23 protein-coding genes are annotated in these 25,852 nt (G+C 67.1%); 5 read left to right on the top strand and 18 right to left on the bottom strand.

The window, feature by feature from the left end; all coding sequences use genetic code 11:
• Positions 1-158 precede the first annotated feature (158 nt).
• Positions 159-1,436, top strand: coding sequence for a PrsW family intramembrane metalloprotease (locus tag AC5RUO_RS08295; protein WP_494103237.1), 1,278 nt, complete (start codon positions 159-161; stop codon positions 1,434-1,436).
• A gap of 94 nt (positions 1,437-1,530) precedes the next feature.
• Here the strand turns inward: AC5RUO_RS08295 and nusB are convergent, their stop codons facing one another.
• The 14 genes from nusB to AC5RUO_RS08225 form a co-directional block, all read right to left on the bottom strand.
• Complete coding sequence (gene nusB, locus AC5RUO_RS08290) at positions 1,531-1,941, bottom strand: transcription antitermination factor NusB (RefSeq protein ID WP_133347200.1); 411 nt, start codon at positions 1,939-1,941, stop codon at positions 1,531-1,533.
• Positions 1,941-2,504, bottom strand: a complete 564-nt coding sequence (gene efp / locus AC5RUO_RS08285) for an elongation factor P (RefSeq protein ID WP_043454411.1) — start codon at positions 2,502-2,504, stop codon at positions 1,941-1,943. The genes nusB and efp overlap by 1 nt, the downstream gene beginning before the upstream one ends.
• A gap of 173 nt (positions 2,505-2,677) precedes the next feature.
• Positions 2,678-3,196, bottom strand: a complete 519-nt coding sequence (locus AC5RUO_RS08280; protein ID WP_494103236.1) for a tetratricopeptide repeat protein — start codon at positions 3,194-3,196, stop codon at positions 2,678-2,680.
• Entirely contained in the window at positions 3,196-4,287 is a 1,092-nt protein-coding gene (gene aroB / locus AC5RUO_RS08275; protein WP_494009258.1) for a 3-dehydroquinate synthase, read from the bottom strand. The genes AC5RUO_RS08280 and aroB overlap by 1 nt, the downstream gene beginning before the upstream one ends.
• On the bottom strand, positions 4,284-4,853 hold the full coding sequence (locus AC5RUO_RS08270; RefSeq protein ID WP_494009259.1) for a shikimate kinase: 570 nt from the start codon (positions 4,851-4,853) through the stop codon (positions 4,284-4,286). The genes aroB and AC5RUO_RS08270 overlap by 4 nt, the downstream gene beginning before the upstream one ends.
• On the bottom strand, positions 4,853-6,052 hold the full coding sequence (gene aroC / locus AC5RUO_RS08265) for a chorismate synthase (RefSeq protein ID WP_494053165.1): 1,200 nt from the start codon (positions 6,050-6,052) through the stop codon (positions 4,853-4,855). Before aroC ends, AC5RUO_RS08270 begins: the two co-directional genes overlap by 1 nt.
• A 26-nt stretch (positions 6,053-6,078) precedes the next feature.
• A complete protein-coding gene (locus tag AC5RUO_RS08260; protein ID WP_494009261.1) occupies positions 6,079-6,939 on the bottom strand; it encodes a shikimate dehydrogenase in 861 nt (286 codons plus the stop codon).
• On the bottom strand, positions 6,936-8,630 hold the full coding sequence (mltG, locus tag AC5RUO_RS08255) for an endolytic transglycosylase MltG (protein WP_494103235.1): 1,695 nt from the start codon (positions 8,628-8,630) through the stop codon (positions 6,936-6,938). Before mltG ends, AC5RUO_RS08260 begins: the two co-directional genes overlap by 4 nt.
• Positions 8,627-9,226, bottom strand: a complete 600-nt coding sequence (gene ruvX / locus AC5RUO_RS08250) for a Holliday junction resolvase RuvX (protein WP_494103234.1) — start codon at positions 9,224-9,226, stop codon at positions 8,627-8,629. Before ruvX ends, mltG begins: the two co-directional genes overlap by 4 nt.
• A 7-nt stretch (positions 9,227-9,233) precedes the next feature.
• Entirely contained in the window at positions 9,234-11,912 is a 2,679-nt protein-coding gene (gene alaS / locus AC5RUO_RS08245) for an alanine--tRNA ligase (protein WP_494103233.1), read from the bottom strand.
• A gap of 121 nt (positions 11,913-12,033) precedes the next feature.
• Complete coding sequence (locus AC5RUO_RS08240; protein WP_235046815.1) at positions 12,034-12,261, bottom strand: DUF6167 family protein; 228 nt, start codon at positions 12,259-12,261, stop codon at positions 12,034-12,036.
• A 17-nt stretch (positions 12,262-12,278) separates the two neighbouring features.
• Positions 12,279-12,653: a DUF948 domain-containing protein gene (locus tag AC5RUO_RS08235; protein WP_079596215.1), complete on the bottom strand. Its 375-nt coding sequence runs from the start codon at positions 12,651-12,653 to the stop codon at positions 12,279-12,281.
• A gap of 143 nt (positions 12,654-12,796) precedes the next feature.
• Entirely contained in the window at positions 12,797-13,423 is a 627-nt protein-coding gene (gene rpsD, locus AC5RUO_RS08230; RefSeq protein ID WP_043454433.1) for a 30S ribosomal protein S4, read from the bottom strand.
• Between the two features lie 170 nt (positions 13,424-13,593).
• Complete coding sequence (locus tag AC5RUO_RS08225) at positions 13,594-15,024, bottom strand: replication-associated recombination protein A (RefSeq protein ID WP_494103232.1); 1,431 nt, start codon at positions 15,022-15,024, stop codon at positions 13,594-13,596.
• 64 nt (positions 15,025-15,088) lie between these two features.
• Between AC5RUO_RS08225 and AC5RUO_RS08220 the strand changes: the two genes are divergently transcribed.
• Positions 15,089-15,763, top strand: a complete 675-nt coding sequence (locus AC5RUO_RS08220) for an acVLRF1 family peptidyl-tRNA hydrolase (RefSeq protein WP_494103231.1) — start codon at positions 15,089-15,091, stop codon at positions 15,761-15,763.
• 11 nt (positions 15,764-15,774) lie between these two features.
• On the opposite strand, the gene AC5RUO_RS08215 is transcribed toward AC5RUO_RS08220, so the two are convergent.
• The 3 genes from AC5RUO_RS08215 to hisS form a co-directional block, all read right to left on the bottom strand.
• A complete protein-coding gene (locus AC5RUO_RS08215; protein ID WP_494103394.1) occupies positions 15,775-16,545 on the bottom strand; it encodes a GNAT family N-acetyltransferase in 771 nt (256 codons plus the stop codon).
• 146 nt (positions 16,546-16,691) lie between these two features.
• Positions 16,692-18,494, bottom strand: a complete 1,803-nt coding sequence (gene aspS / locus AC5RUO_RS08210; protein WP_494103230.1) for an aspartate--tRNA ligase — start codon at positions 18,492-18,494, stop codon at positions 16,692-16,694.
• Positions 18,495-18,629: 135 nt separating this feature from the next.
• A complete protein-coding gene (gene hisS / locus AC5RUO_RS08205) occupies positions 18,630-19,994 on the bottom strand; it encodes a histidine--tRNA ligase (RefSeq protein ID WP_494103229.1) in 1,365 nt (454 codons plus the stop codon).
• Between the two features lie 224 nt (positions 19,995-20,218).
• Between hisS and AC5RUO_RS08200 the strand changes: the two genes are divergently transcribed.
• The 3 genes from AC5RUO_RS08200 (at position 20,219) to AC5RUO_RS08190 (ending at position 23,508) form a co-directional block, all read left to right on the top strand.
• Positions 20,219-21,025 (top strand): peptidylprolyl isomerase, encoded by an 807-nt coding sequence (locus tag AC5RUO_RS08200; protein WP_494103228.1) that lies wholly within the window; start codon positions 20,219-20,221, stop codon positions 21,023-21,025.
• A gap of 63 nt (positions 21,026-21,088) precedes the next feature.
• Positions 21,089-22,681 carry a DUF349 domain-containing protein gene (locus tag AC5RUO_RS08195; protein ID WP_494103227.1) on the top strand — a complete coding sequence of 531 codons (1,593 nt, stop codon included), beginning with the start codon at positions 21,089-21,091 and terminating at the stop codon, positions 22,679-22,681.
• A gap of 95 nt (positions 22,682-22,776) precedes the next feature.
• Complete coding sequence (locus AC5RUO_RS08190) at positions 22,777-23,508, top strand: hypothetical protein (RefSeq protein ID WP_494009272.1); 732 nt, start codon at positions 22,777-22,779, stop codon at positions 23,506-23,508.
• Here AC5RUO_RS08190 and AC5RUO_RS08185 read toward each other — a convergent pair.
• Entirely contained in the window at positions 23,389-25,779 is a 2,391-nt protein-coding gene (locus tag AC5RUO_RS08185) for a RelA/SpoT family protein (protein ID WP_494009273.1), read from the bottom strand. The genes AC5RUO_RS08190 and AC5RUO_RS08185 overlap by 120 nt on opposite strands.
• Positions 25,780-25,852: the final 73 nt, after the last annotated feature.

Genomic DNA, 25,852 nt, shown 5'->3' with positions numbered 1-25,852 from the left:
TCACAGGACGGAATTAAAAAAGGATCATGTGCGGTTCCAAAATTACCACACGGCGTCCCGCTGGCCGGTGCCGGCGGAACGCGGCGATGGTCACATCCGGGGCCGCCGCGGCGGGAGGATCCTTGGATGGGTGGCCTGGTCCACCTAGGCTTTCGGGTATGTCGACGCATCCCCGCCAGCCATCGCCCGGGTGGCCCGAAGATCCGGACTCCGGCCCGGCCTCCCCGCTCCCCCGCCAGGCCAATCCCAGCTGGATGGGACATGTGCAGCCCGAAAACTACCGGCCTGCGCCGGGGCACCAGGGCAGGCCGGTGGAGGCAGTGCTGCCGCCCCAGGTGCAGGGAACCGCGCTGAGGTCGGCGCGGACCAGCGGAGGACTGCTCGGGCTGACGGTGGCCGGTGGCGCCCTCGCGTTCCTCAGCCTGTTCCTGGTGGTGCCGTTCCTGCTGTCCAATACAGGCGCTGCCGGCTTCCTGATCGGGTTCCTGGCCTCGCTGCTGCCGCTCTCGGTTGTGCTGCTGGCCGTCTATGTGATCGATAAGTGGGAGCCCGAGCCGAAGCGACTGCTCTTCTTCGCCTTCACGTGGGGCGCTGCCGTGTCCATCGCCGCCACCCTCCTGATCCAGCCCTTCTTCGTCCTGGCCTTCCAGTTTTCCGACATCCCGGACCTGCAGACCTATATGGCCACCGTCCAGGCGCCCATCGTGGAGGAATTCGCCAAGTCCCTGGGCCTGCTCCTGCTGCTTCTCCTGGCCCGGCGGCATTTCGACGGGCCGGTGGACGGGGTGGTCTTCGCGTTCACGATTGCCGGCGGCTTCGCGTTCACCGAGAACATCCTCTACTTCGGCCGGGCTATCGCCGAATCGGCGAGCCCGGCCAGCGAGTTCGCCCAGGTGTTCTTCCTGCGGGGCGTCATGTCGCCCTTTGCCCATGCCATCTTCACGGGCACTACCGGGCTGATCATGGGATTCGCGGCCCGGCGCTGGCATGCGGGGGCTTCGGTGGCGGCCTTTGTTGTGGGGCTGCTGCCGGCCATGTTCCTGCACAACCGCTGGAACAGCATGGGCCAGGGTTTCCTGCTGGACTACATCGTTGTCCAGGTGCCCATTTTCTTCCTTGCCGTGGCGGGAATTGTCCTGCTGCGCGTCGCCGAGAAGAGGCTGACGCGGCAGCGGCTGCTGGAATATTCCGCTGCCGGCTGGTTCACACCTGCCGAGGTGGAACTCCTGGCCACGCTCGGGGGCCGCCGCACCGTGCTGAACTGGGCCGGCAGCTACGGCCGGAAACGGCAGATGAAGGAATTCCTGAAGGCTGCCACCCGGCTTGCCAACACCCGCCAGCGGATCCTCAGCGGACGCGACGTGCAGCTGCACCAGGCGGAGGAACGGCAGCAGCTGCAGCAGATCCTGGCCCTTCGTGCGGCGGTGTCCTCGTAAGGCAGGCACGAACGACGGCGGATTAAAGCGGAAGGGCCGGCTCCCACCATCGTGGTGAGCCGGCCCTTCCGGCATGTTTCGCCCGGCGCTGCTGCTAGGCAAGCAGCGACGGCTTCAGCTGCTGCAGGCGGCCCAGGAGTCCGTTGATGAACTGGGGCGACTCGTCGGTGGACAGCGTCTTGGCAAGCGCCACGGCCTCGCTGACCGCCACACCGTCCGGGACGTCGTCGTTGTAGAGCAGCTCCCAGGTGCCGATCCGCAGGATGGCCCGGTCCACGGAAGGCATCCGTTCCAGACTCCAGCCCTGGGAATAGGTCTCCAGGAACTCATCGATCGCGGCCTGCTGGGACACCACGCCCTCGACGATTTCCACGGTGTACGGATTGACGATCTGGTCCGTCTTTTCCCGGCGCGCCCGCAGGACGTCGAAGGGTGAGACAGAGCGCTGCTCGGCCTCGAAAAGAACATCCAGTGCCCTGCTGCGGGCTTTACCGCGTGCGCTCACTACTCAGTGACCCGGCCGAGGTAGCTGCCGTCGCGGGTGTCCACCTTGACCTTGGTGTTGTTCTCGATGAAGAGCGGGACCTGGATCTCGTAGCCGGTTTCCAGCGTGGCGGGCTTGGTGCCTGCCGAGGAGCGGTCGCCCTGCAGGCCCGGCTCGGTGTAGGTAATTTCCAGCACGACACTCGGCGGCAGTTCGATGTACAGCGGGGTGCCGTCGTGGATGGCGATGTTGACCATCTGGTTTTCGAGCATGAAGTTGGTGGCGTCGCCCACCGTGGCACCGGAGACCGTGATCTGGTCGTAGTCGGAGGTGTCCATGAACACGAAGTCAGCACCGTCCTGGTAGAGGTACTGGTAATCGCGGCGGTCCACGGTGGCGGTCTCGATCTTGAGGCCGGCGTTGAACGTCTTGTCCACAACCTTGCCGGACATCACGTTCCGCATCTTGGTCCGCACGAAGGCGCCACCCTTGCCCGGCTTGACGTGCTGGAATTCGATGACGTTCCAGAGCTGGCCCTCGAGCTTAAGGACCGTTCCGTTCTTGATGTCGTTAGTGGTTGCCACTGGTTTCCTCTGGTTTCTCTGTCTGGCTGGATGGTCAGACGTTCTATGCCGGCCGGGCAAGCCAGGTGGCCCGCCGGCGCGTGTTTGTCAAAAATCGCGCAGTTCGGAAAAAATCCAAGAACCATTCTACCGGTAATCCGCCGGCCGGTTTCCCGGAGCAGGGCGGGGGCAGTTCAGCAGGCCAGTTCCAGGACGTCCCGTGCCCGCTGGAGGGCCACCGTGGACGAGTAGATCAGGGCCGCGTCAGCCGACTCCGCCACCCGCAGGTCGAGTGCACGGGCAAAGGATTCCACCGCCGCGGACGTCTGGCCGGCGCTGTACTGGGTCTTGCCCAGGAACTGCAGCACGAGGGCTTCGCGCGGTGTTCCCTGCACCTCGCTGAGGAGCTGGCGGAAGAGTTCCACCGCACGGTCCGGGCGGTTGGAGACCCGGAGCACTTCAGCTTCGAACGCGCGCAGCCGGAAGGACTCCGGATCCCGGAACCGTGCTTCGGCCAGGAGTTCGGCAGCCTCGGCGGCGTGGCCTTCCACCAACAGGACGAAGATATGGTCCGCGGGGTCGGTGGACGCGGCCAGTGCTTCGCGGCAGGCATCCTCGTTCACGATTGCAGGCAGCAGCGTTTCCGGATTGATCCTGATCCCCGGAAAGCCGGCCTCCGGCCAGTCGGCTGTTCCCGTCATGTCGCCCGCCATCAGGAAGCGATCTCCTGGTAGGCGGCGAACAGGAGGGAAGTATCCGGCACGTCCAGGATCCCCGGCTTCGCCACGCCGTCGAGCACGACGAAACGCAGCAGGTCACCGCGCGATTTCTTGTCCCGGCGCATGCCGTCCAGCAGGCCCTGCCAACGGTCGCGGCGGTAGGTAACGGGCAGGCCCAGCCCTTCCAGGATGGTGCGGTGCCGGTCGGCGTCTGCGTCACTGAGGCGTCCCACGCTGCGGGCCAGTTCGGCGGCGAACATCATGCCCACGGACACGGCCGCACCGTGCCGCCAGGAGTAGCGTTCCACCAGTTCGATGGCGTGGCCCAGGGTATGCCCGTAGTTGAGGATTTCACGCAGCCCGGACTCCTTCAGGTCCTCCGACACCACTTTTGCCTTGACGGCAATGGCCCGTTCGATCAGTTCCCGGATGGCCTCCGAGTGCGGGTCGGTAACAGCCGCGGTGTCCTTTTCCACCAGATCCAGGATTGCGGGGTCGGCGATGAAACCGCATTTGATGACCTCGGCCATGCCCGAAATGATTTCGTTCCTGGGCAGGGTGTCCAGCGTGTCCAGGTCGGCCAGGACCGCTGCCGGCGGGTGGAAGGCACCCACCAGGTTCTTGCCTTCGGCGGTGTTGATGCCGGTCTTTCCACCCACGGCGGCGTCCACCATACCCAGCAGGCTGGTGGGCATGTGGATGACCTTCACACCGCGCAGCCAGGTGGCAGCCACGAAGCCGGCCAGGTCCGTCACCGCACCGCCCCCGACGGCGACAATGGCGTCGGAGCGCGTGAAATCGTTCTGCCCAAGGACCTGCCAGCAGAAAGCGGCAACCTGGATGTGCTTGCCCTCTTCCGCGTCCGGGATCTCGGCCGTCAGGGCGGTGAAACCGGCGGCGGCCAGTTCGTCACGCACCGTGTCGCCGGTGAGCCGCAGGGCACGCGGATGGATGACCAGCACGCGGCGGACACGCTCACCCAGCCGCCCGGGAAGCTCACCGAGCAGGCCCCGCCCCACGACGACGTCGTAATTGTTGGCGGCGGACTCACCGGTGACTTTGATCACTGTTGATGAAGCGTTCACTGTTCAACTTCCTGTTTGGCAGCTGCGTAGTTCCGCAGTGCTGCTTCGAGCCGTTCGCCAAGCTCGGCAACAGTGCCGTGGCGAACGTCCAGGGTGATATCTGCAAGCCGTTCGTAAACAGGCTTGCGGGTGGCAAACAGGGCCGTCCAGCGGCCCAGGGCGTCCCCGGCCAGCAGCGGGCGCCCGGAGTTTCGGGCAATGCGGCTGGCGACAGTTTCGGCGTCGCACTCGAGGTACACCACGGTGCAGCGGCCGATCAACTGCTGGGTTCCGGAATCCAGGACTGCACCGCCGCCGAGCGAAATCACCGTTGCGGTCCCTTCCGCCGCTTCGACGGCGGAGGCGACAGTCCGGGCTTCGATTTCCCTGAAGGCATGCTCGCCGCGGCCGGCGAAGATCTCGGCGATGGAGCCGTGCCCGGCAACGATGACGGCGTCGGTGTCGACGAACGGGACATGGAGCTGCTGGGCCAGTTGCTGCCCGATCGCCGATTTGCCCACGGCCATGGGACCGATCAGGACAATCGGCCGGTCGCCGACAGGACCTGTATTGCTACGCTGCGGCACTACTGGCCGATCGAGTCCAGGGACGCCGGAATGCTGTCCAGGTAACCCTTGATGTTCCGGGCGGTCTCAGCAACAGAGTCGCCGCCGAACTTCTCCGTGACGGCTTCAGCAAGGACCAGGGCCACCATGGCCTCGGCCACCACGCCGGCTGCGGGGACGGCACAGACGTCAGAGCGCTGGTGGTGCGCCTTCGCGGGCTCGCCGGTGCTGACGTCGATGGTCTTCAGGGCACGGGGTACGGTTGCAATCGGCTTCATGGCAGCGCGGACGCGCAGGACGTCGCCGATGCTCATGCCGCCCTCGATGCCCCCGGCGCGGTTGCTCGCACGGACGATGCGGCCGGCATCGTCGCGGACGATCTCGTCGTGGGCGGCAGAACCGCGGCGCGCAGCGGTGCGGAATCCGTCACCGACCTCCACTCCCTTGATGGCCTGGATGCCCATCAGGGCGGCGGCGAGCCGGGAGTCGAGGCGGCGGTCCCAGTGCACGTAGCTGCCCAGTCCCGGGGGGAGGCCGTAGGCAAGCACCTCCACTACGCCGCCAAGGGTTTCGCCTTCCTTGTGGGCGGCGTCCACCTCGGCCACCATGGCGTCCGACGTTTCGCGGTCGAAGCAGCGCAGCGGATCGGCGTCAAGGGCAATGACGTCGGCGGGGACAGGCAGCGGCCGGCCTTCCGGAACGGTCACGCTGGCGATGGACACGGTGTGGCTGACCAGTTCGATCCCGAGGTGCTTGAGGAACCTTGCGGCCACGGTGCCCATGGCAACACGCGTGGCGGTTTCGCGGGCACTTGCGCGCTCCAGCACGGGACGTGCCTCGTCGAAGCCGTACTTCTGCATGCCGGTGAAGTCGGCGTGCCCCGGGCGGGGGCGGGTGAGGGGGGCGTTGCGGGCCTGGTCGGCGAGCAGTTCGGGGTCCACGGGGTCCGCGGACATGATCTGCTCCCACTTGGGCCATTCGGTGTTCCCCACCTGGATGGCAACGGGACCGCCCTGGGTGATGCCGTGGCGGACGCCGCCGAGGATGGTCACAACGTCCTGCTCGAACTTCATGCGCGCGCCGCGGCCGTAGCCCAGCCGGCGGCGTGCCAAGGAGTCTGCGATGTGCCCGCTGGTGATTTCCACACCGGCGGGGACGCCTTCAATAATTCCCATCAGAGCCGGACCATGGGATTCACCGGCAGTCAACCAACGCAACATATCTTCCATCCTGCCACGGGGGGCGGTTACAAAGCCCGTCGGGGAAGGCCGACTGAGGCGCACATCACATCTATGACGGCCGCATTGACGTCATCGCCGCGGCGGGTGAAAAGGCGTACCTGTTCCACCGCCTGGTACAGCAGCATCTCCAGGCCGGGCACCACAGTGCCGCCGCCCGCCTGCCACACGGAGGCCACCAGGCTGGGCCAGGGATCGTAGGCAACATCCAGCAGCACGCCGGGGGTGGTTGTTTTCAGCTCCGCTATTTCGGCTGCCAGCCCGTCCGCGGCCCGCGGCGGCAGGGTGGAGATGACGACGTCGGCCGCGGCCATGGGGTGTGCCGCGTCCGCCAGGCGGCGGATATCCAGGTCCACGCCCAGGCTTGCGGCGGCGGAGCGGACCTCCCCGGTCCTGGAGGTGTCACGGACGAAGAGCTGGACGTGGTCCGTCCCGAGTTCCTTCAGCGCCGCGATGGCAGAGGCCGCTGTTCCCCCGCCGCCGAGGACGACGGCGGCGGGAGCTGTCCCCGTCCCGGCGTGCTGCAGGGCGTTGACGATCCCGGCAACATCGGTGTTGGATCCCACCATCTTCCGGCCGGCGTCGTGCTCCTCAAAGGACACCGTGTTGACCACGCCGAGCGTCCGGGCCACGCCGCGGACCTCGTCCACCTCGTTGAGCATGGCTGTCTTGAGCGGCATGGTGACCGACAGCCCGCGCCAGCCCGGCTGGTCGCGGATCTGCCGCATCAGCGATGGCAGCAGCTCTTCCGTGACGTCGATGGCCGTGTAGCTGATCCCGATCCCCAGCCGGGTGTAGGCCGCGTGGTGCAGCGCCGGTGATTTCGAGTGGCTGATCGGGTGGCCGAGGACGGCAGCCCGCAGGCTCATGCGCAGCGGCCCACGTTGGCCATGCACCACGCGTTGTACTGCTCAACGAAGACGTTGTGCTCCGCCAGCGTCCGGGAGAACTTGGTCTCCTTGGTGTCCAGGTTGATGGTCACCCAGTACAGGTAGTCATTGGTCTTGGGCTTCGCTGCGGCGTCGATGGCAGTCTTGCCTGGCGAACCGATAGGGCCTGGGGGCAGTCCCGGGTTGGCGTAGGTGTTGTAGGGGTTGGACTTGTCCTGGCGCTGTTCGTCGGTGAAGTTGTAGCTCTTGGTGCCCAGGCCGTAGGTCACGGCGGAGTCCACCTGGAGGTAGCCGTTGGTCTGGTCGTTGGGCTTCAGCCGGTTGTAGATGGCACCGGCCACGTCGCCGTACTCGGCCTGGCCGCCCTCGGCCTGCACGATGCTGGCCACAATCACGGCTTCGTACTGTTTCGCCGGATCGGTGATTCCCTGGGACTTGAGTTCGTCGACGGTGATCTTGACGAGCGCCTGGAGGATGTCCTTCGCCGGGGTGCCAAGGGGGAAACGGTGCTCTCCCGGCGCCAGGTAGCCTTCCAGGTTCTTGGCGTTGGCGGGGAGGCCGAACTGCGCGGGCTGGTTGCTGAGTGCCTGCAGATCCTGGATAGAGATCCCCGACCCCTCGGAGATCGCCTGCAGGGATTCGTTGACACGCAGGCCGGCGCTCAGGGCGAAGTAAATGACCTTGGCCTTGTCCTGGCCGAGGAGGACGTCCACGGCGTCGCTGTTCTTCATTTCGGACCTGAAGGTGTAGTCACCGGGCGACAGGGTTCCCCCCGAGGACGCGAACGCCTGCAGGAAGGTGTCTGCGTTGGCCACCACTCCCTTGTTTTCGAGGTCCGCAGCGACGGAGCGGGTGCCTTCGCCGTTCTCCACGGTTACCTGGACTTCTCCCGTTCCCGGGCCAGGGAAGTCGCTGGGCTTGCCGCTGCCGAGGAGCGGTTTGAGGAACTGTGCACCGACAGCCACGGCCGTAACGAAAACGGCGAGGGTCAGGAAGAGTGCCAGCATCCTGCGCCGGCGCCGGACCTTCTTGGAGGGCCTTGCCACTACCTGCGCCGCCGTGGAGCCGGCCAGGAGTCCATGGTGGCCGCCGTCGTCGTGGTGCGCGTCGTGGTGATGCCCGGCGTCGTGGTGGATTCCGTGGTGGGCGTCGTCGGGGTGGACCCCATGGTGGTAAGCCTCGCCGTGGTAGGCCTGCCCGTGGTCCAGGTCGTCCCGGTAGCCCTGCTCTTCCCGGTAGCTGTGCGCGGGAAGATGGACCTGGTTCAGGTGCTGGGTTGCAGGGGCATGCTGCCGGCCCGCCAGCGCGGGCTCCTCATGGACGGCGTGCACGCCGTCCTCGTGCTGAACAGCGTCATTGTGCTCTGCTGGACCGGCGTCCTGGATGGACGGGGGCATCATGGGAGGAGCCGGGACCGGCTCGTTAACCGGGGCAGGGTCCGCTGTTTGCACCGGAGCGGCCGGCGCAGGAACCGCGGGCGCAGGAACCACGGGCGGCCCGGCGGGTGGTGGCGGAACGTCATGCCCGGTCTCATAAGCCTGCTCGGGAACAGTGCCTTGGCCGCCGGTGTTGAGGCTCTTTTCCCGCGCCCGGATTTCCTTGCGCGTCAGGGGCCTCCCCGTCCCGCCGTCAAGCGGGCCGGAAGCGTCGTCAATGTTGGCAGGGCTCACTGTTGCCTTCCATTATCTGAAAATCGGGCCGTGTCCCCCGGAGTGCCGGGGACGGACTCGTCCACCCCGCCGGCACCCTGGTCCACGGACAGGGATGGCGCTGTCACGCGTGAGCCGACATCCGCTCCCCTGGCTTTCTGCATGTCGATGGCGTGCTGGAGAATCCCTGCCGCCGCGACCTGATCCACTACTTTACGGTGATTCCTGCTGCTCATGCCAGCTTCGTGCAGGTTGCGGTGGGCCGTCACGCTGCTGAGCCGTTCATCCACGAGGTTGACCGGCACCTCCAGGTTGCGGGCTGCCAGCTCGGCAACCAGCAGTTCCGCGTAGTCGCCGGCCATCCGTGCGGACGAGTGTTCCTCGCCTTTCATGGTCCTAGGCAGCCCGACGATGACCTGGACGGCACCAAGTTCCTCAACCAGCCTGGCGATGAGCTTGACGTCGGAGTTCTTTTTCGGGTTCCGGTCAAGCGTCTTGTAGGGCGTGGCGAGGATGGAGTCGCGGTCGCAGATGGCCACCCCGACCCGGACGGTGCCGACGTCCACCCCCAGTTTCACGCCCTGGGGGTAGCCGCCGGCAGCTGCAGGATTGGTCATGGCAGGGTTAGCGCCGTTCGACGGCGTCGACGACGGCTGCCAGGGCGGCACCCACCTTGCCGGCGTCCGTTCCGCCGCCCTGGGCGACGTCGTCCTTGCCGCCGCCGCCACCGCCAAGGAGCCCGGCAGCGAGGCGCACCAGGGCACCTGCCTTCACGCCGGCGTCGCGCGCTGCTTCGTTGGTGGCCACCAGGATGACGGGGCGGTCGTTGGCCACGCCCGCCACGGCCACGGTGGCCGCTGCGGAGCCCAGGCGGTTCCGCAGGTCCAGGGCCAGGCCGCGCAGGTCGTCCGCGCCGCTGACCGCGCCGGCATCGTGGGCGATCACGCTGACACCGGCGGCGTCCCGGGCGCTGTTGACAAGCTGGGCTGCGGCTGCCGCCAGCTGCTCCTTGCGCAGGCGCTCCAGTTCCTTCTCCGTCGCCTTGAGCTTGGCGAGGGTGGCGGCGATCCGGTCAGCCAGTTGCCCGGAGGGCACCTTCAGCATTTCGGTGAGTTCCGTCACCAGCGCCCGCTCTGCCGCAAGGTGCCGGAACGCGTCCATGCCCACGAAAGCCTCCACGCGGCGGTTTCCCGAACCCACGGACTGTTCGCCGAGCAGGGAGAGGCTGCCAATCAGCGACGTGTTTGCAACGTGGGTGCCGCCGCAGAGTTCGCGGGACCAAGCGCCGTCGATCTCCACCACGCGGACTTCGCTGCCGTAGTTCTCGCCGAAGAGCGCCATGGCACCCATGGCCTTGGCTTCTGCCAGCGCCATCACCTTGGTTTCCACCGCGTAGTTGTTGCGGATGGCGAGGTTGGAAACTTCCTCGACTTCGGACCGGGTGGCGGTGCTCAGGCCTTCGCCCCAGGCGAAGTCGAAGCGCAGGTAGCCGGCCTTGTTGAAGGAACCGCGCTGGGTGGCTTCGGGCCCCAGGATCTGGTGCAGGGCGGCGTGCACGATATGCGTTGCCGTGTGCGCCTGCTCTGCTGCGTGGCGGCGTTCACGGTCCACGGCGGCGCGCACCAGCGCGTCAGCCGGAATCTCGCCTTCGCGGACGATCGCCTTGTGCACGCTCAGTCCCTTGACGGGGCGCTGGACGTCGAGGACCTCGACGACGAAACCGTCGCCGGTGATCAGGCCGGTATCGGCGGCCTGGCCGCCGGCTTCGGCGTAGAAGGGCGTCTCGCTGAGCACGAGCTCGATCTCGTCGCCGGTGGCTGCGTGGGCCACCCGCTGCCCGCCATGGATGATGCCGCGGACCCGGGACTCGCCGTCGAGCTCGGTGTAGCCGGTGAACACCGTTTCGCCTTCGCCCAGCAGTTCCTGGAACGCGGAGATGTCCGCGTGCCCGCCCTTCTTGGCCTTGGCGTCCGCCTGGGCGCGCTTGCGCTGTTCCTGCATGAGGCTGCGGAATTCGGCCTCGTCAACCTTGAGGCCGGCTTCCTCGGCCATTTCCAGCGTCAGGTCGATCGGGAAGCCGTAGGTGTCGTGCAGGGTGAAGGCGTCCTCGCCGGACAGCGGCTTGCCGGCGGCCTTGGAAGCCACCACGGCTTCCTCAAGCCGAGCGGTTCCGGAGGCGATGGTGCGCAGGAAGGCCTTTTCTTCGGCGTAGGCGATCCGGCTGATCCGGTCGAAGTCGGTCTCCACCACCGGGTAGACGCCCTTCATCGCGTCGCGGGACGCGGGAAGGAGTTCAGGCAGGCAGGCCTGCTCAACGCCGAGGAGCCGCATGGCACGCACGGCGCGGCGGATGAGACGGCGCAGGACATAGCCGCGTCCCTCGTTGGACGGGACCACGCCGTCGGCGATCAGCATGAGGGCTGACCGGATGTGGTCGGCCACCACGCGCATGCGGACATCGTCCGTGTGGTGCGGATCGTCGTCGGACTCGGCGGAGGTGTATTCCTTGCCGGACAGCCCCGCAGCTTTGTCGATGACGGGCCGGACCTGGTCGGTCTCGTACATGTTCTCGACGCCCTGCAGGATCATCGCCAGGCGTTCCATGCCCAGGCCGGTGTCAATGTTCTTCTTCGGCAGGTCGGCAACGATGTCGAAATCCACCTTCGAGCGGACGTTATCGATCTGGTACTGCATGAACACGAGGTTCCAGATCTCGACGTAGCGGTTGTCGTCCGCTTCGGGGCCGCCCTCCACGCCGTAGGCGGGGCCGCGGTCGTAATAGATCTCCGAGCAGGGGCCTGCGGGGCCCGGCTGGCCAGTGTGCCAGTAGTTGTCCGACTTGCCCATCTTCTGGATGCGCTCGGCGGGGACACCCGTGTTCTTCAGCCACAGGTCCTTCGCCTCGTCGTCCTCCTCGTAGACCGTGACCCAGAGACGCTCGGCCTCGAGGCCGTATCCGCCGTCGTCAACGCTGCTGGTGAGCAGTTCCCAGGCGTATTTGATGGCGTCTTCCTTGAAGTAGTCGCCGAAGGAGAAGTTGCCGCACATCTGGAAGAACGTGCCGTGCCGGGCGGTCTTGCCCACTTCCTCGATATCGCCGGTGCGGATGCACTTCTGCACGCTGGTGGCGCGGGAGTAGGGGGCTTCTTCCCGGGCAGTGAGGTAGGGAATGAACGGCACCATGCCGGCAACCGTGAACAGCAGCGAGGGATCGCTGGAGACCAGCGACGCGGAGGGAACCGCCGTGTGGCCCTTGCTGACAAAAAAGTCCACCCAGCGCTTTGTGATCTCCTGCGACTTCATGAGCTGTTTTCTTACCCTTCTTGGTCCGCGCTCCGGCGCGGATAGTTCGTTCAGTTGACAGGAGTCCAGGGACGGATCCTGCCGGTGTTGTTCCGGCCGGCAAAGGCTGGCTGCCTGCCAGTCAGTGGCGGGCGGCTTCCGCCTCGACGCCCAGGGCGGCGCGAAGATCCGTTTCCCGTTCACGCATGCCGTCCCGGACGGCGTCGGCGAATTCGTACACGCCGTCAGCGAGCCGGCCCACCGCCCGGTTGAGGCCTTCCGGCCCCAGGCTGGACTGCGCCTCGCTTACTTTGCGGAAGGCGATGATTCCGATCGCAACGCCGATTCCCATCCAGACAAGTCGTTTCATTTTGGTTCTTTCGGGACTTAGCGGCTGCGGCGGCCGGCTGCGGGTTTCTTGCGGTTGGCCAGCGCGGTGCGCACGCCGTAGCTGAACGCCGCCACCTTGATGAGCGGTGACCCTACCGTGGCGGCAACCAGGGAGGACAGCGCGGAGAGGTTCGCGGACGCGTCCGAGACGTTGGAGGAAATGCCATCCACCTTCTTGAGCTGCTGGTTGGTGGTGGAAACCGTGGCGGTGACCTCGTCCATCAGGGGCGTGGCGCCGTCGCTGATGGACCTGATGGCCGTCCGCACCTCGTCAAACACCTTCCCCAGCTTCAGGATGGGCACGGCGAGCAGCAGCACCAGGAGCGCAAATACCCCGGCAGCGATCAGGCCGGCGATATCGCCACCAGACATAGACGTTCATCTCCTCGAATTCTGTGGTTTGGTCCATCCTGCGCGCGCCCAGGAAGCGCGTTCTTGCAGATGTCCCCCAAGTACCTTACATACAAAGAAGCCCGCGGCGCTTGCCACGGGCTTCTTTGGATACGCTGCTGGGATTAGCGTGCGTAGAATTCGACGACGAGCTGCTCTTCGCAGGTCACCGGGATTTCGGAGCGCTTGGGGCGGCGGACCAGGCGGGCCTGCAGTGCCTCGAGCTTGACGTCCAGGTAAGCGGGGACGGCAGGCAGGACGTCGCGGTGGGCGCCGGCTGCTGCAACCTGGAGCGGAACCATGGTTTCGCTGCGGCTGTGGACGTGGACCAGCTGGCCCTCGCCGACGCGGAACGACGGACGGTCCACGCGGATGCCGTCAACCATGATGTGGCGGTGCACAACAAGCTGGCGGGCCTGGGCGATGGTGCGGGCGAAGCCGGCACGCAGGACCAGGGCGTCAAGGCGCATTTCGAGCAGTTCGATGAGGTTCTCACCGGTCAGGCCCTTGGTGCGGCGGGCTTCTTCGAAGGCACGGGTCATCTGCGCTTCTCGGATGCCGTACTGGGCGCGCAGGCGCTGCTTTTCGCGCAGACGTACGGCGTAGTCGGAGTCCTGCTTCTTGCGGGCACGGCCATGCTCACCGGGGCCGTACGGGCGGCGCTCCATGTACTTGGCGGCCTTGGGGGTCAGAGCGATGCCGAGGGACCGCGAGAGGCGGGCCTGACGGCGAGCACGAGTGTTGTTAGCCACTTGTGTCCTTCCAATATCTGCGGTGTGTCAGTGTTACTGGCCTCCACGATGGAGAGCATCGGCCAACCGCTGCCTTTTGCTACTGGGCACAGGGCATAACCAACTCGAAGGAAATTCAAGGGGATTGTGCGTCCGTGCCTTGCCAGACAAACATCCATCCTACCATGGGGCTACTTCCCCCGGACAATCCTCCGCAGGCGCTCCAGCCGCACCGCGATGTCCCGCTCGGCGCCGTTGCCCGTAGGCCGGTAGTAGTCCTTCCCCACCAGGTCGTCCGGCGGGTACTGCTGGGTTGCTACCGCATGCGGGGCGTCATGGGCGTATTTGTAGCCCAGGCCGTGGCCCAGCTGCTTGGAACCGGGGTAGTGCGAGTCGCGCAGGTGCGCCGGGATGCCGTTGCCCATGCCGGCACGGACGTCGGCGATGGCCTGGTTGATGCCCATGTAGGCGGCGTTGGACTTCGGCGCCGTGGCCAGGTGCACCACCGCCTCCGCCAGGATGATCCTGCCCTCGGGCATGCCGATGAGCTGGACCGCCTGCGCCGCGGCGACGGCTGTCTGCAGCGCGGTGGGATCGGCCATGCCCACGTCCTCGGCAGCGGAGATCACGATCCGGCGGGCCACGAAGCGCGGGTCCTCCCCCGCCTCGAGCATCCGGGCCAGGTAGTGCAGCGCGGCGTCGACGTCGGATCCCCTGATGGATTTGATGAAGGCGCTGGCAACGTCGTAGTGCTGGTCTCCGGCGCGGTCGTAGCGGACGGCTGCCACGTCCAGCGCCCGCTCAGTGTGCTTGAGTTCCACCTTCACCGGGCCGGCATCGGCGCCTGCGGCGTCATCGGCGTCCCCGAAAGCCACGCCTGCAGCCGCTTCCAGGGCGGTCAGTGCGCGCCGGGCGTCGCCGCCGGAAAGCCGGACCAGGTGGGCCAGCGCCTCGTCATCGAGTTCGGCCTTGCCGTCGAGGCCGCGCGCATCCTGCACCGCGCGGACCAGGAGCCCTTCGATGTCCGCGTCAGTGAGCGGCTTGAGGGTCAGCAGCAGGGAGCGTGACAGCAGCGGGGACACTACCGAGAACGACGGGTTTTCCGTCGTGGCGGCCACCAGGACCACCCAGCGGTTTTCGACGCCGGGGAGCAGCGCATCCTGCTGGGCCTTGTTGAAGCGGTGGATCTCGTCCAAAAACAGGACCGTGGTGGTCTTGTAGAGGTCGCGGGCGGTGAGGGCCTCGTCCATCACCCGGCGGACGTCCTTGACTCCGGCGGTGATGGCTGACAGCTCAACGAACTTCCGGCCCGGACCGCGGGCGATGACGTGCGCAAGGGTGGTTTTTCCCGTGCCCGGCGGCCCCCAAAGTATTAATGAACTGGGTCCGGCGGGGCCGGACGTGTCAGCTCCGGCTCCGGCAGCGAGCTGGCGCAGGGGCGAGCCCTGGCCCAGGAGGTGCTGCTGGCCAACCACCTCATCGAGGGTGCGCGGACGCATCCGGACGGCGAGCGGACCGCGCGGGGAAGCACTGCCCGCTCCCCCGGCACTCCGGCGGGCGGCTGGCGCACCGTCGTCGCCGTCGTCGTCATTGCCCGGCCCGTGCCCGAAGAGATCTTCCACATAGATAGGCTACTTGGACTCGTCCGGCTTTCCCGCCGCCAGCCAGCTTCCGAAGGATGCCGCCATGACCCAACCCAAATCCCCCGGCGTCCGGCCACAGTCTGTCCGGACGGCATTCGTGCCGGGCAGCCGCCTTGCCGGCTGGGCCGAGCGGTTTGCTGCCTCGCACGGCGGGTACGGCCTCTCGGATGACGACGACGGGCTGCGGCTGGTCGCCGGCGACGGCGCCTCCGCGCTGCTGCAGGCACCCTGGCCGGCGGACGGGCGGCCCGGCCGGGGCACCGACGCCCTCGAACGGCTGGCCAGCCTCGCGGCCCAGCCGCGGCGGCTCGGCCTGCTCCTGGTCAGGCGGGGCGGCTACGGCATCGGCGTCGCCGCGGAAGGGGAACTGCTGGCCGCCAAGGCGGGAACGCGGTACGTCCAGGGCAAGACGGCCGCCGGGGGCCAGTCCCAGCAGAGGTTTGCCCGGCGCCGGGCCAAACAGGCGGATGCGCTGGTGGAAGCGGTGGCGCAGCAGGCGGCGGAGGTGTTCAGCCGGGAAGCCTTCGAGTACGTGGTCCCCGGCGGTGACCGGGCCCTGGCTGACCTGGTCCTCGGGCATCCGGCTTTGAAGGACTATGCGCGCCTGCCCCGGCTGCCCTACCTCGACGTCCCCGAACCGCGGCTGGCTGTACTTAAGAAAGCTGCCGCGGACGCCTGCTCTGTCCGGGTGCAGGTAGCCGACACCCCGTCCTCCTAGCGGATTCCTGCTCAGCAGCCCGTCGGTGCGCGCCGCGGCCGTTCCTGCCGGTACAGGTAGCGGCCGGCCTCCCGGAAACCGGCCCGGGCGTAGAGCTCCTGGGCGGACCGGTTTGCGGCGGTTACCAGCAGCCAGTAGCCATCCAGCCCCTGCGCGGAACCGGCGTTGAGCAGCGCGCGCAGGACGCTGGTGCCATAGCCGCGCCGGCGTGCGTCCGGCAGCGTGGCCATGCAGTAGATGCCGCCCCGCTGCACTGTGTCCCCGCCCCGCTGCGCTGCGTCCCCGCCGGGAATGGCGAGGCGTCCGACGGCGGCGGGCCGGCCGGCGTCGTCCTTCACCAGCGCGTACAGGGAAGGGCAGCCGTTGAGGATGTCCCTGGCGGTCGCGAGGGCATCCGCGCCGCCCCGTCCGTCCACCGCCCACCACACCTTCAGCCAGTCGGCCGAAGGCTCGTTGCGGATCTCCACCGAAGCATCCGCCGTGGCGGCATCGGGCAGGGGACCGCGGGTCATGACCAGCGTCTCGGACTGCCGGGTGAACCCTTCGGAGTCGAGGAGCTCGTTGAGCGTGGCCGTCCGGGCGCCGGCGGGCACCTGGAAGATCACCGGCAGCCGCCGTGAGCGGTACCAGGCGCGCGCGTCACGCAAGAGCACCGGCGGCGCTTCAGTACCGCCAGGATGCCGCGGCCAGATCGAGTTTGCCCGCTGGGTGACCCCGCCGGCGGCACGGAACACCCAGCCGCCGGCCTGGTGCCGTTCCGGGGCAGGCCAGGCGGCATCCATTGCTGCCTCAACGTCCCAGGCAGCATCACCTACTGCCGGCGCTGGTTTTATGCCGGTCCCGCCAGTGGCCACCAGACCTCCTTCATCAACGGCAGGAGGCTCCCCGGCACGGCCGGGAAGCCTCCTGTCATGCACCTTGTTCCTGCTTACTTCGCGATTGCTTCGGCCTTCTTGGCCTCAACCGGCTTAACCGCCTCGGGCTTGAAGTCCACGCCGGCTTCCTTGCGCTGCTGCGGCGTGATCGGGGCCGGTGCGTCGGTCAGCGGATCGTGGCCGCCACCGGACTTCGGGAACGCGATGACGTCGCGGATCGAATCCACGCCCGCCAGAAGGGAGACAACGCGGTCCCAGCCGAAGGCAATGCCGCCGTGCGGAGGGGCGCCGTACTTGAAGCCCTCGAGCAGGAAGCCGAACTTGGTCTGCGCGTCCTCCTTGTCCAGGCCCATCAGTTCGAAGACGCGTTCCTGCACGTCACGCTGGTGGATACGGATGGAACCGCCGCCGATCTCGTTGCCGTTGCACACGATGTCGTACGCGTAGGACAGCGCGGACTCCGGGTCCTTGTCGAAGGTGTCAAGGAACTCGGGCTTGGGCGAGGTGAAGGCGTGGTGCACGGCGGTCCACTGTCCGGCGCCGACTGCCACGTCGCCGGAAGCAACCGCGGCGGCTGCCGGTTCGAACATGGGGGCGTCGACAACCCAGCAGAAGGCCCAGTCGTTGGGGTTGATCAGGCCGGTTCGGTGCCCGATCTCCACCCGTGCCGCGCCAAGGAGCGCGCGGGACGGGGTCTTCTCGCCGGCGGCGAAGAAGATGCAGTCGCCCGGCTTGGCGCCGACGGCGTCGGCCAGGCCGGCGCGCTCGGCGTCCGTCAGGTTCTTGGCCACCGGACCTGCCAGTTCGCCGTCTTCCTTGTACAGGACGTAAGCCAGGCCCTTGGCGCCGCGCTGCTTGGCCCATTCCTGCCAGGCGTCCAGGGCACGGCGGGCCTGTGAGGCGCCGCCCGGCATGACGACGGCGCCGACGTACGGTGCCTTGAACACGCCGAAGTTGGTGTCCTTGAAGAACTCCGTGAGCTCCGTCAGTTCCTGGCCGAACCGCAGGTCCGGCTTGTCCGAGCCGTACCGGGCCATGGCGTCCGCGTAGGTGATCCGCTGGATGGGCGTGGGGATTTCGACGTCGATGAGGCGCCATACGGCCTGGACGATGTTTTCGCCGAGGGTGATGATGTCGTCCTGGTCAACGAAGCTCGCCTCGATGTCCAGCTGGGTGAACTCCGGCTGGCGGTCGGCGCGGAAGTCCTCGTCCCGGTAGCAGCGGGCAATCTGGTAGTACTTCTCGAAGCCGCCCACCTGCAGCAGCTGTTTGAACAGCTGCGGGGATTGCGGCAGCGCATACCAGGAACCGGGCGCCAGGCGGGCCGGAACCAGGAAGTCGCGGGCGCCTTCCGGCGTCGAGCGCGTCAGGGTAGGGGTCTCAATCTCCACGAAGCCGTCCCGGTGGAGCAGTTCGCGGGCCACCCGGTTGGCTTCCGAGCGCAGCCGCAGGTTGCGGCTGGGGCCGGGGCGCCGGAGGTCAAGGTAGCGGTGCTTGAGGCGCGCTTCCTCGCCCACTTCCACGTGCTCGTCGATCTGGAACGGCAGGGGGTCCGAGGTGTTCAGGATGACCACCTTGTCCGCCATGACCTCAATGTCGCCGGTGGCCAGGGCCGGGTTTTCGTTGCCCTCGGGGCGCTTGGAAACAGTGCCGGTGACCTGCAGGACGTACTCGTTGCGCAACCCGTGGAAGACCTCTTCCTCGCGGACCACCACCTGGGCCACGCCGGAGGCGTCGCGCAGGTCCACGAATGCCACGCCACCGTGATCACGGCGGCGGCCCACCCAGCCGGCCAGGGTTACGGTTTGTCCAATGTGCTCGGAACGAAGGGATCCGAGGTCATGTGTGCGCAGCACAGCACGCCTTTCTAGAGAGATCAGGGGGAAAACTGTGGGAGATATAAAAGGACCGTTGCAGGAACAGTCCTGTCCGAGTTTACCCGGTGGACAGGCGCCGCCGCCCCATGGCGGCCCCTGCTGCGGGCAATCCGGCTAAACGGCAGCGGGCTCCGCGCTGGCCACCTGCACCGAAAGGTCTTCCAACGGCGGCATCCAGGTTTCGGGGGCTGCCACAACCTGCTCGCCGGTGCGGATGTCCTTCACCTGGTGGGTGCCGTCGTCGTCCGTGAACCATACAAAGGGGATGCCGCGCCGGTCGGCGAACTTGATCTGCTTGCCGAACTTCTCGGCCTTTGCCGCCACCTCGGTGGGAATGCCGCGGCTGCGCAACTGGGCCGCAACATCCTGTGCGACACCCCAGCTGTCGTCGGAGGTGAGGGCTACAAGGACGGCGGTGGGGACCGAGCGTGAAGCCCTGGCCAGGTCCTGGCTGAGGATGCGGGACACCAGCCGGGTCACGCCGATGGACAGGCCGACGCCGGGGAACTTCCGGTTGCCCTTGGAGGCGAGGGCGTCATACCGGCCGCCGGAGCAGATGGAGCCCAGCTGCTCGTGGCCCACCAGGACGGTCTCCACCACGGTGCCGGTGTAGTAGTCCAGGCCCCGGGCGATGCTCAGGTCCGCCAGCACCTTGCCCGGGGCGCGCTGGACGGCGGCGTCGATGACCTGCTCCAGCTCATCCAGCCCTTCATCCAGCAGCTCATTGGATGCGCCGAGGGCACGCACCTGGGCCACGAAGGAGGTGTCCTCCGTCCTGATGGCGGCCAGCTGCAGTGCCTTCCGCGCCTGTTCATCGGTGGCGCCCAGCTCGGACTTGAGCAGCTCGGCCACCTTCTCAGGCCCGATCTTCTCGAGCTTGTCGATGCTGCGGAGGACACCGGCGGTGTCATCCAGGCCGATGCCGCGGTAGAAGCCTTCAGCCAGCTTCCGGTTGTTGATCCGCAGCCGGAAGTCAGGGATGGGGAGCGCGCTCAATGCTTCAGCGATCACCAGGGCGATCTCGACGTCGTAGCGGAAAGGCAGTTCGCCGTCGCCCACCACGTCGATATCAGCCTGCGTGAACTCACGGGCACGTCCCTCCTGCGGACGCTCGCCGCGCCATACCTTCTGGATCTGGTACCGCCGGAACGGGAAGGCCAGGTAGCCGGCGTTTTCCACCACGTAGCGGGCGAACGGGACAGTGAGGTCGAAGTGCAGGGCAAGGGCGTGCGGATCCGCTTTGCCACCCTTGACGGGGTTGTCGCTGTCGTCCTCCTGGAGGCGGCTGAGGCCGTACACTTCCTTGTCAATCTCGCCCTTGCGCAGCAGCTGCCCCACGGTTTCCACGGCACGGGTCTCAATCGAGGCGAAGCCGTGGAGCTCGAAAACCCGCCGCAGCGTGTCCAGGACATGAAGTTCCACCAGCCGCTCCTCGGGAAGCCACTCGGGGAATCCGGACAGGGAGGCGGTGCGTGCCATGGAAGTTCTCCTCTTAATGCGCCGGATGCTGGCCCCAGGCCACCCGTTGCGGGCGCTGATCGGCGGCAGTCCAGCCAGTCATGCATAAACTATGTGCGGCAGTCAGTTTATGCGTCATCGGTGTGCATCTCTAATGCGCGCAGGCGGCAGGGCCCGGCCGCCAAGAAACCTGCGCTTCCGGCCCTGTTGGCCGGAGCGCAGCAGCCCGACTAAAAGGAGGACCCTTGGCGGCCAGTTCACGCAGTGCCCGCGAAGCCAAACGGCGCATCCAGCAGATGGAGGCCAAGCGCGAGCTGAGGCGGGACCAGGAGAAGCGGCGCAAGCGCGACAACCTCGTGGCCGCCGGTGCCGCAGCCGCCGCCGTGGTCCTCGCCGTCGTACTCCAACTCACGGCCTTTGCCGGCAACCCCACGGAGGATGAATTTGCTGCCGCCGAGGCCGGCCTGACCAGCCCGTCAGCCTCCGCCACTCCATCCGCCCAGGCCACCAACGGCCCCAACATTCCGGCCGCAGATACCGCCGCCGGGAAGACGTTCACCGGCGAGCTGGTGCTTAACGGAAGCCCCCTGGGTGTGGAGCTTGACGGCACCAACGCACCCCAGGCGGCGGCCGTCTTCAAGTCCCTCAGCGATGAGGGCTACTACAGCGGAAAAACCTGCCACCGCCTGACGACCGGAGACGCCTTCGGCGTCATGCAGTGCGGCTCCCCCACCGGCGACGGCAAGGGCGATCCCAACTACACCTGGGGTCCCCTGGAAAACACCCCCGCGGACAATACCTACACGGCGGGGACCATCGCAGTGGCCCGGACAGGCAACAACGCCTACGGTAACGGGACCCAGTTCTTCATTGTCTACAAGGACACCACCATCCCCGCGGACAGCGCCGGCGGCTACACGGTGGTGGGCAAAGTGACGTCCGGACTGGACGTGGTGTCCAACATTGCCGCCGCCGGGATTACGCCGGTCACCAGCGACACGGACGGCGCACCTGTGCAACCAGTCACGATAGACTCGTTTTCTCTGAAGTAGGAGCCCGGCCCGCGGCCGCGGTGCAGTACGGAAGTATTCCCTCCAAGCGAAAGACTTTTAGCGGTGACAGACAGTCAGAAATCCGACGAAACAGCAGCAGAACTGACCGGGACGGCGGAGGCCGCCACGGACGGCGCAGCCGTCACGCCTGCAACGGAAGCAGCCGCGGCAATGAACGGCCAGGAATCCGGCGGGGAGCCTGCAGCGGTGGCTGAGGACCAGGCAGCCGGCGCCGCTCCCGCCGCGGAAGCACCCTCCGCTCCGGCGGCCGCCGCTGCTCCAGCCCCTGCACCCGCCCCCGGACCCCGCCCGTCTGCACCGTCCCCCGCGGCTTTCGCGTCCCGCCCCAAGCCGGCGGCAGCCGCCCCCGCCGCTGCGCCGGTCCCGGCTCCGCCCGCCACGTCCCTGGCTGAAGCTTCGAAGTGGGGCCGGGTGGAAGGCGACGGTCATGTCTTCCTCACCATCGACGGCGCCGAGCACCCCGTGGGCCAGTACCCGGGCGTCAGCGATGACGAAGCGCTGGCTTACTTCGCGCGGAAGTACGACGACGTCGTGGCCCAGATTGTCCTGCTTGAACAGCGCGTCAGCTCGAAGGCCCCCAGCACGGACATGCAGAAGACCGTGACGCACCTGCGGGAGCAGCTCGCCGAGCGCAACATGGTGGGCGACCTCCGTGCGGCCGAGGCGCGGCTGGACACCCTCTCCACCCAGATCGCCGAGCTCGAAAAGGCGGAGAAGGCCGAGCACGAGGCCGTCCGCGCGTCCGAACTTGCTGCCCGTGAGGCCATAGTGGCCGAAGCGGAACAGATTTCCGGCCAGGACCCGGCCCAGACGCAGTGGAAGACGTCCAGCGCACGGATGAACGAACTGTTCGAGAGCTGGAAGGCCGCGCAGAAGAGCGGTGTCCGCCTGGGCCGCAGCAATGAGGACGCCCTGTGGAAGAGGTTCCGCGCAGCCCGCACCGTCTTCGACCGCCACCGCCGGGCCTACTTCTCCCAGCTGGACAGCAACAACTCCGCAGCCAAGGCCGCGAAGGAAAAGCTGATTGCCGAAGCCGAGGCGCTGTCAGCGTCCACCGACTGGGGCTTCGCCGCCGGTGAATACCGCCGCCTCATGGACCAGTGGAAGGCCTCCCCGCGGGCAAGCCGCAAGGACGATGACGCCCTGTGGGCGCGGTTCCGCGCTGCCCAGGATGTCTTCTTCACCAACCGGCAGGCCGCCAACGACGAGATCGACCAGGAGTACGCCTCCAACCTCACCGTCAAGGAAGCCCTCCTGGCGGAAGCCAACGGCATCCTTCCGGTGAAGGACCTCGGTGCCGCCAAGAAGGCCCTGCAGTCCATCCGCGACCGCTGGGAGGAAGCGGGCAAGGTTCCGCGCGCGGACATGGGCCGGATCGAAGCCGGGCTCCGCAAGGTGGAGGACGCTGTCCGCCAGGCCGAGGAAGAGCAGTGGCAGCGGTCCAACCCCGAGCGGAAGGCACGCACCAACAGCGCGCTGTCCCAGCTTGAGTCTGCCATCGCCGGCCTGCAGGAGGACCTGGCCGCAGCCGAAAAGAGCGGCGACGAGCGCAAGATCAAGGCGGCCCGCGAAGCCCTCGAGGCACGCCAGGCCTGGCTCGACCAGATCCAGCGTTCGGCCAGCGAGCTTTCCTGACCCCGCGCCACCCGTAACGGGCAGGCCCGGTTCCGGTTATCCACATAACCGGAACCGGGCCTGCGGCTGTTAACGCCAAGGGGCAGGATGGATGAATGGCGACACCACCGGATTTCCCTGCTGCCCCAGGCCTTGACCACCCCTTGGGGAGCCAGGCGCCCCGCTTTCCCGAACTGTATGCGCCGGGGATGCCCTTCGCCGGCCCGGAACTGCAGTCCCTCGCCGCGGACGGCCTGCTGGCCCGGCTCCACCACAACGGCTACACGCTGCCGGAAGTACCGGGCTCGCCCCAGCTGCGGGCGCGGGCCGCTGCGGGCGGTGTCCCCCAGGCGGTCAGGCAGCGCGTCGTGGCAGGCCGGATGACGGCGGCCTGGATCTACGGGTGCGCGGCGGAGCCGGACCGGCTTGCATTGCTGGTGGATGCCAAGCGGCGTGTCTCCAGCCTGCGCAACACGCGCGGCTGCACGCTGCATGAAGTCAGGCTGGGTCCCTTCGACGTCGTCAGCTTGGGCGGGCTCATGGTCTCCAGCCCGCTCCGGACGGCGTTGGACGTGGCACTGCACGTGGACGCGGAACGCGCCATTCCTGCACTGGCGGCGCTGCTGGCGCGTCCCCAGCAGGACGTGCGGCTGCGGCTGCTGGTCCTCGCCATAGAGGCCTCGCCCCGGGTTCCGCACAAGAGGGCGGCGCTGGAGAAGCTCGCCTTCCTAGCTCCTGCGCTTGTTTCCGGTGGTGCGGTAGACGTCGAACACTCCGTCGATCCGGCGGACGGCACTCAGCACATGGCTCAGGTACTTGGGGTCACCCATCTCGAAGGCGAATTTTGAGATGGCCACCCGGTCAGTGGACGTGTGGACGCTGGCTGCCAGGATGTTCACGTGGTTGTCCGACAACACCCGCGTCACGTCGGACAGCAGCGACTTGCGGTCCAAGGCCTCCACCTGGATCTCCACGAGGAACACGCTGGACTGGGTGGGCGCCCAGTCAACGTCCACAATCCTGTCCGGCTGGTCCTTGAGGTCGGAAATGTTGGTGCAGTCCGTGCGGTGTACGGATACCCCGGATCCGCGCGTCACGAAGCCCAGGATGGGGTCCGGCGGAACGGGTGTGCAGCAGCGCGCCAGCTTGACCCAGACGTCGCCGACTCCGCGGACCACCACACCCGAGTCCGAGAAACGTGCCTTGGTGACCTGGGTGGGGATGCTGACTTCGGTGATGTCGTCGTCGGCGCTTTCCTTCCCGCCGAGGCTTTCGACGAGTTTCTCCATGACCGCCTGCGCGGAGGTGTGGCCGTCGCCAACACCGGCGTAGAGCCCGGAGATGTCCACGTACTTGAACTCTTCGGCCACCGCCGCCAATGCCTCGTGGGTCATCAGGCGCTGCAGCGGAAGGTTCTGCTTCCGCATGGCCCGTGTCAGCAGTTCCTTGCCGCGGTCGATCGCCTCTTCGCGGCGCTCCTTGCTGAACCACTGCCGGATCTTGTTCCGGGCCCGGGCGCTTTTAACGAAGTGCTGCCAGTCCTGGCTAGGCCCGGCGCCTTCGGCCTTGGAGGTGAAGATCTCCACCCAGTCGCCGTGGTTGAGCTCGCTGTTGAGCGGCACCAGCTTGCCGTTGACGCGGGCACCGATGGTCCGGTGCCCCACCTCGGTGTGCACGGCGTACGCGAAGTCGACGGGGGTGGAGCCGGCGGGCAGTGCCATGACCTCACCCTTCGGGGTGAACACGAACACTTCGCGGGCGTTGATTTCGAACCGGAGCGAATCCAGGAACTCACCGGGATCCGACGTCTCCTGCTGCCAGTCCACCAGGGACCGCAGCCATCCCATGTCGCCGTCGCGGGGGCTGCCGGGGCCGACGGCGGTGCGGTTGGGCTGGTCCTTGTACTTCCAGTGCGCGGCCACACCGTATTCCGCGCGGCGGTGCATCTCGTGGGTCCTGATCTGGATTTCCACGGGCTTGCCGCCCGGGCCGATCACCGTGGTGTGCAGTGACTGGTACATGTTGAACTTGGGCATCGCGATGTAGTCCTTGAACCTGCCGGGCAGCGGGTTCCAGCGCGAATGCATGGTGCCAAGAGCTGCGTAGCAGTCCCGGACGGAGTCCACCAGGACCCGGACACCCATGAGGTCGTTGATGTCGTCGAAGTCCTTGTCCCTGACGATCATCTTCTGGTAGATCGAGTAGTAGTGCTTCGGCCGGCCCGTGATGGTGGCCTTGATCCGGGCGGTCCGCAGGTCCTCGGTGATCTGGTCGCGGATAACGCTGAGGCTCTTCTCGCGCTCAGGCGTCCGGTCCCCCACCATCCGCACGATTTCCTCATACACCTTGGGATACAGTGCCGCGAAGGAAAGGTCTTCGAGTTCCCATTTGATGGTGTTCATGCCCAGGCGGTGGGCCAGCGGGGCGAAGATCTCCAGGGTCTCGCGCGCCTTGCGGGCGGAGGACTCGGCGGACACGAAGCGCCAGGTGCGTGCGTTGTGGAGCCGGTCAGCCAGTTTGATCATCAGCACGCGGATGTCCTTGGCCATGGCCACAACCATCTTGCGGACCGTTTCGGACTGCGCAGCCTCGCCGAAGCTCACCTTGTCGAGTTTGGTGACGCCGTCAACCAGCATCGCCACTTCCGGGCCGAAGTCCCGCCTCAGGTCATCGAGGGTGTAGGGCGTGTCCTCCACGGTATCGTGCAGGAGCGCTGCCGCCAGGGTGGTGCCGCTCAGCCCAAGCTCGGCCAGGATGGTCGCCACGGCCACCGGGTGGGTGATGTACGGGTCTCCGCTCTTGCGTTTCTGGCCCCGGTGGCTTCGCTCCGCCACGTCGAACGCACGCTGGATGAGGTCGAAATCCTCTTTGGGATTGTTGGCCCGGACAGTCCTCAGCAGCGGCTCAAGGATGGGCGAATAGGTGGCTGTGCCGCGCCCGGTCAGGCGGGCTAGCCGGGAACGGGTCCGTTCGCGGCGCCCCGGAAACGTGGCACGGGACCCGGAGTTGTCGACGGGCACCAATGAACCAGGGCGCGCTGATGCCGCGAGCCCGGTTTGCACACCGGCAGGATTCTTGTCTCCCTGTGCCGTTGGCGCTGACGCCGAACGTTCTTCCAATGAAGCACTCCTCACCACCGCTTTAATTACTTCAGTCTATTCCCCACGCCCGGCAGTTTTAAAACCGGCCCTT

This window comes from Arthrobacter sp. Y3221087 (assembly GCF_059089905.1).
This window is presented reverse-complemented; position numbering and strand designations above follow the sequence as displayed.

Coding starts and splice junctions, on each gene's coding strand:
- AC5RUO_RS08260 (WP_494009261.1), bottom strand. CDS start 6,939: ATGAGCCTGCGGGCTGCCGTCCTCGGCCACCCGATCAGCCACTCGAAA.
- AC5RUO_RS08295 (WP_494103237.1), top strand. CDS start 159: ATGTCGACGCATCCCCGCCAGCCATCGCCCGGGTGGCCCGAAGATCCG.
- aroC (WP_494053165.1), bottom strand. CDS start 6,052: ATGTTGCGTTGGTTGACTGCCGGTGAATCCCATGGTCCGGCTCTGATG.
- AC5RUO_RS08190 (WP_494009272.1), top strand. CDS start 22,777: ATGGCGACACCACCGGATTTCCCTGCTGCCCCAGGCCTTGACCACCCC.
- hisS (WP_494103229.1), bottom strand. CDS start 19,994: ATGGCACGCACCGCCTCCCTGTCCGGATTCCCCGAGTGGCTTCCCGAG.
- AC5RUO_RS08215 (WP_494103394.1), bottom strand. CDS start 16,545: ATGGATGCCGCCTGGCCTGCCCCGGAACGGCACCAGGCCGGCGGCTGG.
- AC5RUO_RS08280 (WP_494103236.1), bottom strand. CDS start 3,196: ATGGCGGGCGACATGACGGGAACAGCCGACTGGCCGGAGGCCGGCTTT.
- alaS (WP_494103233.1), bottom strand. CDS start 11,912: ATGAAGTCGCAGGAGATCACAAAGCGCTGGGTGGACTTTTTTGTCAGC.
- AC5RUO_RS08235 (WP_079596215.1), bottom strand. CDS start 12,653: ATGTCTGGTGGCGATATCGCCGGCCTGATCGCTGCCGGGGTATTTGCG.
- ruvX (WP_494103234.1), bottom strand. CDS start 9,226: ATGACCAATCCTGCAGCTGCCGGCGGCTACCCCCAGGGCGTGAAACTG.
- AC5RUO_RS08240 (WP_235046815.1), bottom strand. CDS start 12,261: ATGAAACGACTTGTCTGGATGGGAATCGGCGTTGCGATCGGAATCATC.
- AC5RUO_RS08220 (WP_494103231.1), top strand. CDS start 15,089: ATGACCCAACCCAAATCCCCCGGCGTCCGGCCACAGTCTGTCCGGACG.